At 39.2% G+C, this 12,894-nt stretch carries 14 protein-coding genes; all 14 read left to right on the top strand.

Going from position 1 to position 12,894, the window contains the following annotated elements; all coding sequences use genetic code 11:
- The first annotated feature begins 4 nt into the window (after positions 1 to 4).
- Positions 5 to 382 carry a DUF4133 domain-containing protein gene (locus ACE38W_RS17440; RefSeq protein ID WP_116973984.1) on the top strand — a complete coding sequence of 126 codons (378 nt, stop codon included), beginning with the start codon at positions 5 to 7 and terminating at the stop codon, positions 380 to 382.
- A complete protein-coding gene (locus tag ACE38W_RS17435; RefSeq protein ID WP_375832607.1) occupies positions 333 to 2,792 on the top strand; it encodes a TraG family conjugative transposon ATPase in 2,460 nt (819 codons plus the stop codon). The genes ACE38W_RS17440 and ACE38W_RS17435 overlap by 50 nt, the downstream gene beginning before the upstream one ends.
- A gap of 145 nt (positions 2,793 to 2,937) precedes the next feature.
- The gene (locus tag ACE38W_RS17430) at positions 2,938 to 3,489 is read left to right on the top strand and encodes a conjugal transfer protein TraI (protein WP_375832605.1); all 552 of its coding nucleotides are present in this window, start codon (positions 2,938 to 2,940) and stop codon (positions 3,487 to 3,489) included.
- 10 nt (positions 3,490 to 3,499) lie between these two features.
- Complete coding sequence (locus ACE38W_RS17425; RefSeq protein WP_375832603.1) at positions 3,500 to 4,141, top strand: hypothetical protein; 642 nt, start codon at positions 3,500 to 3,502, stop codon at positions 4,139 to 4,141.
- A 6-nt stretch (positions 4,142 to 4,147) separates the two neighbouring features.
- Positions 4,148 to 4,786 carry a TerB family tellurite resistance protein gene (locus ACE38W_RS17420; RefSeq protein WP_116973988.1) on the top strand — a complete coding sequence of 213 codons (639 nt, stop codon included), beginning with the start codon at positions 4,148 to 4,150 and terminating at the stop codon, positions 4,784 to 4,786.
- Positions 4,787 to 4,796: 10 nt separating this feature from the next.
- Positions 4,797 to 6,002: a conjugative transposon protein TraJ gene (gene traJ, locus ACE38W_RS17415; RefSeq protein WP_375832601.1), complete on the top strand. Its 1,206-nt coding sequence runs from the start codon at positions 4,797 to 4,799 to the stop codon at positions 6,000 to 6,002.
- An 11-nt stretch (positions 6,003 to 6,013) separates the two neighbouring features.
- Entirely contained in the window at positions 6,014 to 6,631 is a 618-nt protein-coding gene (gene traK / locus ACE38W_RS17410) for a conjugative transposon protein TraK (RefSeq protein ID WP_375832599.1), read from the top strand.
- A gap of 3 nt (positions 6,632 to 6,634) precedes the next feature.
- Complete coding sequence (locus ACE38W_RS17405) at positions 6,635 to 7,093, top strand: hypothetical protein (protein ID WP_375832597.1); 459 nt, start codon at positions 6,635 to 6,637, stop codon at positions 7,091 to 7,093.
- Between the two features lie 41 nt (positions 7,094 to 7,134).
- Complete coding sequence (locus tag ACE38W_RS17400) at positions 7,135 to 8,349, top strand: hypothetical protein (protein ID WP_375832595.1); 1,215 nt, start codon at positions 7,135 to 7,137, stop codon at positions 8,347 to 8,349.
- Positions 8,350 to 8,389: 40 nt separating this feature from the next.
- Entirely contained in the window at positions 8,390 to 9,709 is a 1,320-nt protein-coding gene (traM, locus tag ACE38W_RS17395) for a conjugative transposon protein TraM (protein ID WP_375832593.1), read from the top strand.
- A gap of 28 nt (positions 9,710 to 9,737) precedes the next feature.
- On the top strand, positions 9,738 to 10,568 hold the full coding sequence (traN, locus tag ACE38W_RS17390; protein WP_375832591.1) for a conjugative transposon protein TraN: 831 nt from the start codon (positions 9,738 to 9,740) through the stop codon (positions 10,566 to 10,568).
- Between the two features lie 16 nt (positions 10,569 to 10,584).
- Entirely contained in the window at positions 10,585 to 12,060 is a 1,476-nt protein-coding gene (locus ACE38W_RS17385; protein WP_375832589.1) for a hypothetical protein, read from the top strand.
- A gap of 25 nt (positions 12,061 to 12,085) precedes the next feature.
- Entirely contained in the window at positions 12,086 to 12,391 is a 306-nt protein-coding gene (locus ACE38W_RS17380) for a MarR family transcriptional regulator (RefSeq protein WP_116973996.1), read from the top strand.
- Positions 12,392 to 12,519: 128 nt separating this feature from the next.
- Complete coding sequence (locus ACE38W_RS17375) at positions 12,520 to 12,804, top strand: helix-turn-helix domain-containing protein (protein ID WP_375832587.1); 285 nt, start codon at positions 12,520 to 12,522, stop codon at positions 12,802 to 12,804.
- Positions 12,805 to 12,894 lie beyond the last annotated feature (90 nt).

Raw genomic sequence — 12,894 nt, 5'->3', positions numbered from 1 at the left:
TTGTATGGCAAATAGTGTCTATTCAATCAATAAAGGTATCAACCGCCCCTTAGAGTTTAAGGGCTTAAAGGCACAGTATATCTGGTATATGGCGGTAGGTGTATTTGGAGTACTGATACTATTTGTTATCCTGTATTCCTGCCGGATTAATACTTATGTCTGTTTAGTGATTGGGTTGTCTGCGGGTGCCTCCTGGGCAATGTGGATCTATAAACTTAGTCATAAGTATGGAGAGTATGGATTAACAAAAAAACTGGCAAGACGTAGTGTGCCAAAGAGTATACGTGCAGCCAGAAATAGAGATCTTTTTGTTGGCAATTTAAATGGTGTGTATGGAAAGAGTGATGAACGAAATGTTGCCGATAATGGGGGTAGAGCATGATGCCATCTTGTCAAAAAATGCTGATGTAACAGTCGTGTATGAAGTGCAGTTACCGGAAATATTTACGCTGTCTGCTACTGAGTATGAAATAATACATCAGGCTTTTATAAAGGCAATGAAAGTGTTGCCAACCCATACTGTTTTTCATAAGCAGGATTGGTACATAAATAAGAAATATTCGGGAGTGGGTAGGGGAGAGCTGGAATCTTTTCTCTCCCGGAGTAGTACCCGGTTTTTTAATGAACGTCCTTTTCTGGACCATCGCTGTTATATCATGTTGACAAAGATGGTTAGTGATAGACGACCGTCCAGTTCTGTGTTTTCGAATCTGTGCAAAAGGTCAATTATTCCGGCAGCACACCAGGACAGAAATGTGATCCGGGATTTTTTTGATAGTGCCGGCCAGTTTAAGAGTATTCTGGAAGGTTGCGGGATGATCCGCCTTGAACGATTGGAGAATAAAGACCTGATTAGTAGTGGTACTAAGGCAGGGCTTATCGAAAGGTATTGTAACCTATTGCCAGATGATACCAATCCTATAAGTAAGGATATCCTCTTTGGTGATGATATCAGAATTGGTGATGATTACCTGCAAGTATACACGCTCTCTGATACAGAAAATTTGCCAGGACTATGCGGTAGCAGAATTAACTATGATAAATATTCCTCAGACAACTATAAATATAGTGTGGGCTTTGCTGCTAGTTTAGGACAGCTTTTGCCTTGCGATCATCTGTATAATCAATTTATCATTATTACTGATCCTGCCAAGAAGATCCAGCAACTGGAAAAGAAAAAGTTACGTCTGCAGTCATTATCCGCCTACAGCCGTAGTAATGCTGTTGCAAGGGATGCTGTAGATGCCTTCCTGCAGGAAGCAGTGAGCGACCAACGCTTACCAGTAAAAGCCCATTTTAATCTTTGTGTATGGTCTTCTGATAAGGATGAACTAAAGGATATCCGCAATAAGGTAGCCACGGCACTTGCAGCAATGGATGCTTCTACTAAGCAGGAGATTATTGGAGCGCCGCAGATCTATTGGGCAGCGATGCCGGGTAACGAAGGCGATTTCCCGCAAAATGATTGCTTTGATTCCTTTTGTGAGCAGGCTTGTTGTTTTTTGACATTGGAGACGGCCTACCGTAGTAGTCCTAGTACATTTGGAATACGGCTAGGGGATCGTCAGACAGGTAAGCCACTAAACGTGGATATAACGCACGAGCCTATGCGGCTTTCGCAGATAGCCAACCGCAATAAGATAGTAATTGGAGGTAGTGGTTCTGGTAAAAGCATGTTTATGCAAGCGTTGCTGCGTAGCTATTATGAACAGGGTAGTCACATCGTTATCCTGGATGTGGGAGGGAGCTATACCGGTTTGTGTAAGTTGGTGAATGGTTATTATTTCAGCTATACAGAAGAATCGCCAATAAGCTTTAATCCCTTTTATATTTCTGAGCACGATGTGTTGGATATTGAAAAGAAGGAGTCTATTAAAACCTTGCTGCTGGCTTTATGGAAGCGGGAAGATGAATCTTTTAAACGCTCTGAGTATGTAGCATTATCAAATGCTCTGCAGCTCTACTATGACAAACTGGAAAGTGATCGGTCAATATTTGCTTGTTTTGATACCTTTTATGAATTTCTTCAAACCGATTATATACCCGTATTGGAGAGTGAAAGAGTACAGCGACAGGATTTTGATATCAATAACCTGTTGTATGTTCTAAAACCCTATTACAAAGGGGGAGAGTATTACTATCTGCTAAATGCTAGAGAAAATCTTAATCTGTTGGAAGAAAGATTTGTTGTGGTTGAATTGGATAATATAAAAGATCATCCAATTCTCTTCCCGGCAGTTACCTTACTGGTAATGGAAATGTTTATTTCTAAAATGCGTAAGCTGAAAGGTGTGCATAAGGTCATTACTATAGAAGAAGCATGGAAGGCCATTATGCGTAGCGGTATGGCTGAATTTATGAAGTATTTATATAAGACCGTTAGGAAGCATTTTGGTGAAGCGATAACTGTTACCCAGGAGTTGATGGATCTGATCAGTTCCAATATTGTTAAGGAAGCCATTATTTCCAATGCTGATTGTAAAATACTACTGGATCTACGCAAGTTTCAAAACAAATTTCAGGAAATACAGATGATGCTTGGCTTGTCAGATAAGGCTAGAGATATGGTGTTGTCGGTTAACCGATCAAATGAACCTGGCCGCCGATATCGAGAAGTATTCATTGATTTGGGCGGACAGATTATGAAGGTATATAGGTTTGAACCTTCCCCGGAAGAGTATTATGCTTATACCACGGAGGAATCGGAAAAAGTAAAAGTACTGAATTATGCAGCCAGATATGGTGGTGATATAGAACAAGGAATCGCCGCGCTGGTGAGAGATGTTGCCTGACTGTAAACTGTTGTTTATGAAAAGTGTAAGAAGGATTTGGTTGATGTTGATGCTAAGCTGTTTTCTGGTAATAATGCCAACTCAAAAGAGCCATGCGATTGTTTGGGTTGTAGTTAAAGCCGCGCTAAAAAAGGTTATTAAGGCAATGGATCTACAAGTACAGCGTCTGCAGAACAATACCATTGCGTTACAGAATGTACAAAAGACCCTGGAAAATACTTTGTCTAAGCTGAAGCTGGAAGAAATAGGAAACTGGACAGAGAAGCAGCGACAGTTATATGCAGGATATTTCGATGAGCTGTGGAAGGTGAAAAATGCTATTTCTACCTACAAGAAAGTGAAGGATGTAATAGCGCAGCAGGTAGCGTTGGTAAATGAATATCAGCGTTCCATTCAGATGTTAAAACAGGATAACCATTTTACTGAGCAGGAGATTGAGTATATGTACCAGGTGTACGCTGGTATATTAACTGAAAGCCTGAATAATATAGATCAACTACAGTTGGTGATTAATTCTTTTAGTACTCAGATGTCTGATGGGAAAAGGTTACAGATCATATCAGATGCTGCCGATCAGATTACAGAAAATAGAATGGCATTGAAGCAATTCACGGATTTTAATATTGGAATCAGTATTCAACGGTCTAAAGGAATTCAGGAGGTGGATATGGTGAAGCGGCTTTATGGAATTAAATAAACGGTTGGTTATGAAAAGTTTTTTGTTATTGATAAGTATAGTACTGCTGTCTGTTGCGGTAAAGGCACAAACCACGGCGGAATGGTTCCAGCAGAAGAAGACACAGCGTGAATATCTGGCCAAACAGGTCGCTTTGCTGCAACAGTATTTAGGTTACCTGAAGAAAGGATATAATATTTCGAAGACAGGTTTGAATACAATATCAAAGATAAAAGACGGAGATTTTACATTGCATGATGTTTTCTTTAAGTCACTTGGATTGGTTAATTCATCTATCATTCATTATTCTAAGACAGGACTATTACTATCTTCTATTTCTCGGATAGATAAAGTATGCGCACAGGTTATGGTAAGAGTTGGAGCTGAAGATTGGTATAATGCTGAAGATGTTGCCTACATCAATACTGTTATGCAAAATATTCAACGGGAGAACGAAGGTTCTTTGAGTCAATTTATGGCTGTTGCGGTTCCTGGAAAACTTCAGTTAACAGATGATCAAAGATTAAGCCGCTTAGATGGTATTTATGCTGATGTATCTGACCGAGACGAGTTTGTTAATACCTTCCTGCAAGAGCTTTTAGTTTTAAAACGCCAACGGATAAACGAAAAATCAGATGCAAATATGGTTCGCCAGATTTATGGATTAAAATGAGATGTTATGAAGACGTTTTTTGTTACCATGATATTTTTATTGCTAATGCTCCATGTTACCATACCGGTAAGGGCGCAGGCAGATGAGTTGGCTCAACTGGCACTAAATATCCAGAAACTTAGCCAGTTGAAAAGTATTCTGCAGAATATGTACCAGGGATATGAAATTGTAAGCAAGGGATACAATACTATAAAGAGTTTATCTGAAGGTAATTTCAATTTACATGAAACTTTCTTGAATGGACTGATGGCGGTAAATCCTGCAATTAAGAACTATAAGCATGTACAAGATATTATCCGCATTCAGACAGCTATTTTAAAGGAGTACAAGGATGCATACAGTGGCTTCAGAAGTAGCAGTTTATTTAGTCTTGAAGAGTTGGAGTATATGTCTGGTGTTTATGGAAAATTAACTAATGAGAGCTTGAAAAATCTCGATGAACTGTTAATGGCTATTACTGCAAGTAAACTAAGGATGTCTGATGACGAGCGTTTGGCTAGTATTGATCGAATATATGCAGATATCGAAGATAAGTATCTTTTCCTGCAGGAATTTAATTCAGGTGCCAAGTTGTTGGGCCAGCAACGTGCTAAGGAGAGAAATGATGTGGGATTAATTCGTATGCTTTATGGTATCGGGAACTAAATCGTGAGTTATGAAATGTGCAAGATTGATCTTTGTTGTCCTGGTTGCTGGATTGTTAATTCCTGGCCATAGCTATGCTCAAGGGGTATCTGAAGGGGTTGGAGGACTACACGCAGTATTAGATAAGCTGATGGATGATATGATGCCATTGTGTAGTGAGTTGACAGGTATCGGCCAGGCTATCGGTGGTTTTGCTGCCATCTGGTATATATCAAGTAGGGTTTGGGGGCAGATTGCCCGTGCTGAACCAGTAGACCTTTATCCATTGCTACGTCCATTTGTTATCACCATCTTAATTGGTATGTTTCCTCAGGTACTAAATGTAATGAATGGTGTGTTGAAGCCTACCGTTACTGCTACTGCTGCCATCGTACATGATTCCGATACGGCCATTGCTGTTTTGCTACAAGAAAAAGAGCAAGCAATTAAAGAAACAGATATATACAAAATGTATGTGGGGGCCGATGGGAAGGGTGATAAGGATAAATGGTATAAATACTATCATCCAAATGATACTGCCAGAGCCAAGGAAGGTATGTTTGAACGAATTGGTAATGATCTTAGATTTAGCATTGAACAAACAGCCTACGGAATTAAAAATTCTATAAAGCAGTTTATGTCTGAGGTTTTACAAGTACTGTTTCAAGCTGCTTCCTTGTGTGTAAATACGGTGCGTATTTTTTATCTGATTGTATTGGCAATTTTGGGTCCACTTGTCTTCGGGTTGAGCATACTAGATGGTTTTCAGCAGTCTATTGTGAGTTGGATAGGGCGGTATATAAACTATTATATGTGGTTGCCTGTCGCCAATATCTTTGGAGCGATCATCAATAAGATTCAGATTAACATGATCAAACTTGATATGGAGCAGATTAAGAAATACGGTGATACAGCATTTGGGGCCAATGATACTGCTTATATTATCTTTTTGATAATGGGAATTATTGGATACTTCACTGTTCCAAGTATAGCTGGATATATCATTCACGTAGGGGGTGCCAATCCATTATTGCAGAAAATTACCGGGATTACTACGTCCGTGGCTTCTGGTGGAGCAGGCAGGATTGCACAAGGAGCGGCAAATATTGCTAATGCACCTGGTGACATTGGTGATGGATTATCAGGTAAAAGTTCTGGTAGTGGGTTAACAGGAAGTATTGGCCGTGCAGCAGGTAATGCTGGTTCTCATATGTACGATTCTATAGCTGGTAAGTAAACTGTGTGGGTATGTTTAAACAACTAGAAAATATTGATAGCGCTTTCAAGTACATCCGGACCTATACAATTGTGATGATTCTGGGTAATCTGCTTTTTTCATGTTTCTGCTACTATAAAAGCTATGATTTGGCGGCTAAGGTACAAGGTAAGATTTATGTGTTGTATGGTGATAAAGTTATAGAGGCATTTTCTGATGATAGAAAGAACTATATACCGGTGGAAGCAAGGGCGCATGTAAAGGAGTTTCACCGACTTTTCTTTACACTAGATCCTGATGAAAGGAGTATTCAGGAAAATCTGACGAAAGCCATGTATCTGGCTGATGGATCTGCAAAGGAAAGATATCAAAGTCTGAAAGAATCTGGATTTTATACCAATGTTATTTCCGGCAATGTAAGTCAGCGCATAGAGGTAGATAGTGTACAGATCGATTTTAATCAAACGCCCTATTATTTTAAGTGTTATGCGACGATTAAGATTAAGCGTCCTACAAGTATAACTACCAGGAGCCTTATTACAGAAGGGTATCTGCAGGATGCCCAGAGTACAGATAATAATTCGCATGGTTTTCTGATACTACATTGGTCTATCCTTCAGAATAATGATCTGAATATAATTAATCGTTAATGTATGAAGTGGAGTTGGAAAGGTAAAAAGAAAATTGAGCAAGTTCCGCAGGGTGGGGGTTATGAATGGTTGGATAAGTGGTGTTATACATTACTTGGACCCGTAAAACGACACCTGGATAGATGGGGGGCGATGTTCACTCATGTGCCAAAGCATTACCAAAAGATGATGATAGTTGCTTTTTTCTGTCTGGGAGCTGGTTTGTTTACCTACCTGGGTATTGTGTTAAATCATATACCTATGTTGCCGACACAAATCAGCATTCCCAAACATACTGTTCCCCACAAAATGCCTTTGCATGTTCCTGGTGATCCCAAAAAAAGTGAGAGTTACCAGCGTATTGCCGCCTTTAGATATTATGTTGATAGTTTAAAAAGCACTTCAGATGGGCGAAAAGTATATGACAGTCTGTATGCTAGGCACAAGGGGGTTCTTGATAGTCTGGATCTTATTGAACCATGAGTGGTAGATTATAATTGTAATGTAGGCGCTAATTTGTTTTTATGGGAGAACGTGATATTAGAATGATTGGTGGAAGGTGGGAGAATTTATCTGTTTATCCCCACGAATTAGTAGATCAATATATAGTTGTTCGTGATTTTCAGCCAATGGGATTGATTTCTGAATATGGTGAAATTAGTGAGATCGGTCGTACTACAGATCTGCTAGAGGCATACAATTGCATGTTTAAAGCTAAGATGAGTGAAGATACCAAAGATTGCAGATATCTAAGTATCTCTGTTTTTGCCTCTTTTAAAAATATGGACTTTGAATTGGATAAGTATGCAGAGGTGGTCAAATCAACAGGGATGATAGTTTCACATATGTGTTATGAATGGCATGTTGATACACGGGATCGTCACTGGGAGTACTTGGAAGATTATAACCCTTGTAAACCGATAATTATTAATGATCCAGATAACTATTTCTTTCGCTTGCCTGATTTTGCAAATATCAATCCGGTTCACTTCCACAAAGAAACTGATTTTGCCTGTGATAACAGGGGTTTTGAATACCATAAAAATGATCTCCGGAATTTAGGCTTAGGTAAATGTTTGGATGATGCACTTGCTGTAAATCTTACAGGAGATAGACGGCAGTTTCAATTGTTTGAAACGTGGTGGTTCGATGATGATTTAGCTGTAATTAATCTGTCATACAAGAGATCCGATGCAAGTGATAATCATTCAATGGTCAGAGATGGAATGGAAATACTATTGTGTTCAGCAACAGGGGAGATTCAACGTCAATCTTTTGATACACCCAAAGATGGATTTATTACAATAGAAAATGCCTATAACGCCATGCAACAAAGGTCTTTTCTGCTGGATAAAAGCAACGATACCTGGGCTTTTTTGAATTTTAAGGAAACAGATCAAAATGGTAATCATCAGATAGAGACGGTAAAGGGCTATGACTTAAGAAAAGTGCTAGGTGCGCTGCCAATAGAAGAACTGAGAGATACGAAGAAAGCGGATAGCTTTTATGCTTCATTGGAAAGTGGAAATCGTGAGGCAATTGCAATTTCAGGGAAGAATTTTTTTGTCGAGGCTCAACCCAAATACGATACCCTGCGTGTGTATACAGAAAATATGCAAAAATCTACTATTCAAGAATTGAAGAGTGCAGCCGGTGTGAGCCAGAATAATGAGTTTAGTGATCATAGAGTGGATCTAAATACTGGTACTAAGCAAAGCAAAGGGCAAACGCCATCTTAATTTATGCTTTAAATGTGTTGTTGGTTTTAAAATGTGTGTTATGGAAAATAAGCATGAGATATCAGAAGAATTTTTGAGAGAAAGGAAATTTGCAGTCGTTCTGCCGTTGATTGTTTTTCCGTTTATAACTATTTTTTTCTCTCTATTAGGTGGTGGTAAGGGATTAGCGGCATCAGTGGTAAAGCAGAAAGATGCTTTGAATTATGAACTTCCAGCACCTGTGTTGCAGGATGATAGCCATATGAGCAAATTGGATTACTATGAGAAATCTGATAGAGATTCTGCAAAGTGGAGAGAGGTGGCCAGACGTGATCCTAATTATGAGAATAAGGCTGATGTAGAATCAAAGGATTTGGATTTTGCATCGTTTGTTCAGAAGGATAATGTTGTGTCAGCGAATAGGGCGGGAGTGGTGGAGGCTCCATATGCTGAAAAACCAGTAACGGATAAAAATGTTACTATGGTACAGCAGAAATTGGATGAATTGAATAGGGTAATGAGTCAAAAGGAAATAAGCATCCATAATGCCGATGTTGTTAAAGATAACAGTGTAGGTACTAATATTCCTTCTGCCGTATCTGCCGATGTTGAGCAATTGGAGAAAATGATGAAATCTCTTCAGGATGGAAATCAGGATGATCCAGAGATGGCAAAACTTGACGGAATGCTGGATAAGATCCTGGATATCCAATATCCAGATCGTGTAAGGGAGAAGGTGAGGAAGCTATCGGCTGAACATAAGGAAGTAGCTTATCCTGTTAATGTTGCTAACGATGATAATATTACTGTTTCTTCAATAGATAAACATGCATCAAATGCTCCAAAAGATTCAGGTGTGGCAATAGAATTACTATCAAACAGGTTTTATTCTATCGATGATGATTTGTTTCCTGAAGAAGAAGATAACGCCATTTCTGCTGAGATTCCTGAGTATCAAACTTTAGTCTCTGGGTCAACGTTGAAGATGAGAATTACTAATGATGTCTATATTGCGGGTAGGCTTGTTCCCAAGAATAGCTACGTTTATGGCGCTGTTGCAGTTAACGGAGAACGGTTGCAGGTAGAGATTAATTCTATCCGCACTAATAATACTATTCTGTCCGTAGCCCTGGCCGTATATGATCAGGATGGAATGGCTGGTATTTATGTGCCAGGTGCAATTGCCCGAGACGTTTCGAAAAACTCCGCTGATCAGACCATTCAAAGTATGCCAATCATGTCAATGGACCCTTCGCTTGGAGTTCAGGCAGCAAGTGCAGGTATTGAAACTGCGAAATCTCTGTTAAGCAAAAAGGTAAAGCTAATAAAGGTTACTGTTAAGGCCGGATATCAGGTGTTATTGAGAAACCGACAGGGATAGTATTCTGTTTACTTTAAATTCCTAAGTGATGATGAAATGTGTAATTGGAATTGCAGTGTTGTTCTGCATAGGAAAGTTGCCAGCTATGGCACAGTATTACGATAATTTAAAACCTTTACGGGTAGCTGTTTCTTACAGTAAAACTTCGAACCTTATATTTCCTTACGCTGTAACATCAGTGGATCGTGGTAGTAGAGATCTAATGGTACAGAAGGCAAAGGGAGTAAAAAATATTTTACAATTGAAGGCTGGTAAGGAAGACTTTAAAGAAACAAACCTAAGTGTTGTTACTGCTGATGGTAGGTTTTACTCCTTCTTGGTTTGTTATGAGAGTTCTCCTTCTGTATTAAATCTACGTTTTCGGAAACTTCCTGACGACAATAAGGAGTATCCTGCAGTACTATCTACCGATACCATCAAGGTAGAAAATGTTGAAAGAAATGCTGATCTGGTAAGAATGGCAAGTAGAAAAGGGCATGGACCACATGACAAGAATTTTTCTATCAAAGCACACATAACTTCCATCTACATCAAAGATGACATCTTCTATTTTCGTGTTTGCATGAAGAATTCTTCAGCGATAAATTTTTATACTGACCAACTTAACTTCTCGATAAGAGACAAGAACGTGGCTAAGCGCACTGCCTACCAGGAAAAGTTTATTGCACCAGCGTATACTTCTGGTGAAACTGGACTAATTAAGGCAAATACAGAAAGTATCCTTGTTTTCGCGGTGCCAAAATTTACAATACCAGATAAAAAGCAACTTTACTTATTGATTACCGAGAAAGATGGAGGCAGGAGCATAAAACTGCGTATAAAGAATCGTCATTTGATTCGTGCTTTCCCAATTATTTAATCCTGAATAATTAGTTATGGAGAATAATCTTAAACATCGTGGTGGAAATGACAAGGTATTGTTCATTCCTGATCATGTAATAGATTCTTATGTGGTAATGAAACATACGCATCCTGGTCATCAGGTTTTTGAGATAGGCCATGAAACCTTTAGAATAAGTACTCACAGCGATTACCAAAGTGGTATGCAGGGTTTGTTCGATGCTATTAAGGCGGAACCAGAACATTTCTTGGGTTACAGGGATTTCTCTTTGTGTGGTACATACAAAGGTACAATGATGAAATTTGATGCTGCTGGAGATGTCATGGGAGATACAGGTTTCCTGGTCAGTTATGCCTTTCCTCCTAATCGTCGAATGGGTGAAACTGAATGGAGAATAGATCCCGTATTTAATCCCTCTTCTACCTTTGCGTTGACTTATCCGGCCTCGTTTTATTCGGATAGTCCTTCTTTAATTGGACCTGAAGCATCAATAAATCAAGAGGTCCACGACAAAATTCAGCAAGAATGTAATAACCGTTCATGGATGGTCTATGATGCCAAATCAGGAGAACTGTCGATAAATGATTTTGCCTTTGGTCAAAATCAACTTGCTGCAGAACATGAAGCCTCCAATATGAGAGATGGATTTGAAATATTTGGGAGTGTTGAGCTAAAGTCTTTGCCTGATGTTATAAAAGGGATAACCTATGGTGTTCCTCCGCCGCTTTGGTATGAGGAACCTAACCAATTAATATTAACTCAAAAATTTTCCAGTGATATGAATGAAAAGGTGTTGGAGTATCATAAAAATGATCTCCGAAAAATAGGAATGGGAGATTCACTTGATGAAGCATTATCAATGAACATTAAAAGTGGTAAACCGGATTTTAAACTGTATTCTACTAAGGAGTTTGGGGAAGATTTGGCAGTGGTAACATTGCCGTATAGACGTTCTACCAGGGAAGGCAGTGATATGATTTTCAGAAATGGAATGGAATTGCTTGTTCGTCCTAAGGTCGGAGATATCCAACGGCAGACTTTTACACAGGATAAGGATAGTGGTAATATCACCGTAAAGAATGCTTATAATGCCATGCAGCAAAGATCTTTCCTGCTGGATAAAGATACTGATACCTGGGCCTATCTGAACTTTAAGGAAACAGATAAAAATGGTAATCATCCTATGGAGACTGTGAGTGGTTATGATATCCGAAAGATTGTTGGTCCATTGCCAATAAGTGATCTTAAAGATCCTGAAAAAGCAGACACCTTGTATGCTTCACTGGAAAGAGGAAACCGCCAGCATGTGGAGGTTTCGGGCAAGAGCTTTTTTATTGAGGCGCTACCCAAATACGAGACACTGAGAGTTTATACCGGGAACCTGCAAAAATCCAATATAGAAGAGCTTAAGAAAGCTGCAGATCTCAATCAGTCTACAGATCAGACGAATAACCAAGTGCAACAAGCTACTAATACTCAGAGACAGCGTAATGGACAATCACAGTCCTGATTTCTTATCAGATAAATTTTGTTTTATGGATAAAGTGAGAGAACGATTAGCTGAAATTTACGAAGCCATTAAGAACGATAATCGTATTGGAGCGCCACATCTTAGCTTATACATGGCCCTCTTTCAATTATGGAATTTAAATGATTTTGAAGAGCCGGTTTCTATTGACAGACCAGAGGTATTGGAATTGGCAAAAATCAGCCGATCTACTTATCAACGCTGCATTAATGATCTGCACGACCTGGGATATATTAAATACGTGCCATCATATCATCCAGTACTTGGTAGCATCGTATATATGTCTGAATGGAATAGTGGTACAGCAGCTTGATACCTACCTTATTGCATAGCCGAAAAGGAAACAGTGGTAGGAGTGCCACTGCCAGCGATAAGCTATGCAGACGGGGATAACCTACCAAAGCCTCTCTCAGGGGCTTTGGTTTCATTAAAAGGGATTTTATGAGTACTATAGAAGTTTTAACAAAGGAAGATCTATTTATCTTTAAGAAAGAGCTATTGCAAGAGTTAGAAGCCATGTTTGCAAGGAATAAACAGGAGGAACCTAAACGTTGGCTGAAAACCTACGAGGTTAAGAAGATGTTGGGCCTTTCCTCCGGAACGCTGCAGACCATGCGGAATAAGGGTACGTTGAAGTTTAGTATGATAGGGAATTTAGCTTATTACGACTATAATGAAGTTGTATCTCTAATGGAAAAACGACGAGTAAACAAGGCGCGTGGGTAATGGGGGTTAGTTTTACTGCCATATAAATGCGGTGGAAAAGTCATTGAGATTTACTAAATTCATGTATTGTTTACTCTCAATAATAACCAT

It is taken from the genome of Chitinophaga sp. Hz27 (assembly GCF_042263525.1).
Taxonomy (GTDB): domain Bacteria; phylum Bacteroidota; class Bacteroidia; order Chitinophagales; family Chitinophagaceae; genus Chitinophaga.
The sequence above is the reverse complement of the archived record's forward strand: the minus strand, read 5'-3'. Positions and strand labels throughout refer to the sequence as shown.

Coding starts and splice junctions, on each gene's coding strand:
- ACE38W_RS17435 (WP_375832607.1), top strand. CDS start 333: ATGGAAAGAGTGATGAACGAAATGTTGCCGATAATGGGGGTAGAGCAT.
- ACE38W_RS17440 (WP_116973984.1), top strand. CDS start 5: ATGGCAAATAGTGTCTATTCAATCAATAAAGGTATCAACCGCCCCTTA.
- traK (WP_375832599.1), top strand. CDS start 6,014: ATGTTTAAACAACTAGAAAATATTGATAGCGCTTTCAAGTACATCCGG.
- traM (WP_375832593.1), top strand. CDS start 8,390: ATGGAAAATAAGCATGAGATATCAGAAGAATTTTTGAGAGAAAGGAAA.
- ACE38W_RS17425 (WP_375832603.1), top strand. CDS start 3,500: ATGAAAAGTTTTTTGTTATTGATAAGTATAGTACTGCTGTCTGTTGCG.
- traJ (WP_375832601.1), top strand. CDS start 4,797: ATGAAATGTGCAAGATTGATCTTTGTTGTCCTGGTTGCTGGATTGTTA.
- ACE38W_RS17405 (WP_375832597.1), top strand. CDS start 6,635: ATGAAGTGGAGTTGGAAAGGTAAAAAGAAAATTGAGCAAGTTCCGCAG.
- ACE38W_RS17430 (WP_375832605.1), top strand. CDS start 2,938: ATGGATCTACAAGTACAGCGTCTGCAGAACAATACCATTGCGTTACAG.
- ACE38W_RS17375 (WP_375832587.1), top strand. CDS start 12,520: ATGAGTACTATAGAAGTTTTAACAAAGGAAGATCTATTTATCTTTAAG.
- traN (WP_375832591.1), top strand. CDS start 9,738: ATGATGAAATGTGTAATTGGAATTGCAGTGTTGTTCTGCATAGGAAAG.
- ACE38W_RS17380 (WP_116973996.1), top strand. CDS start 12,086: ATGGATAAAGTGAGAGAACGATTAGCTGAAATTTACGAAGCCATTAAG.
- ACE38W_RS17400 (WP_375832595.1), top strand. CDS start 7,135: ATGGGAGAACGTGATATTAGAATGATTGGTGGAAGGTGGGAGAATTTA.
- ACE38W_RS17420 (WP_116973988.1), top strand. CDS start 4,148: ATGAAGACGTTTTTTGTTACCATGATATTTTTATTGCTAATGCTCCAT.
- ACE38W_RS17385 (WP_375832589.1), top strand. CDS start 10,585: ATGGAGAATAATCTTAAACATCGTGGTGGAAATGACAAGGTATTGTTC.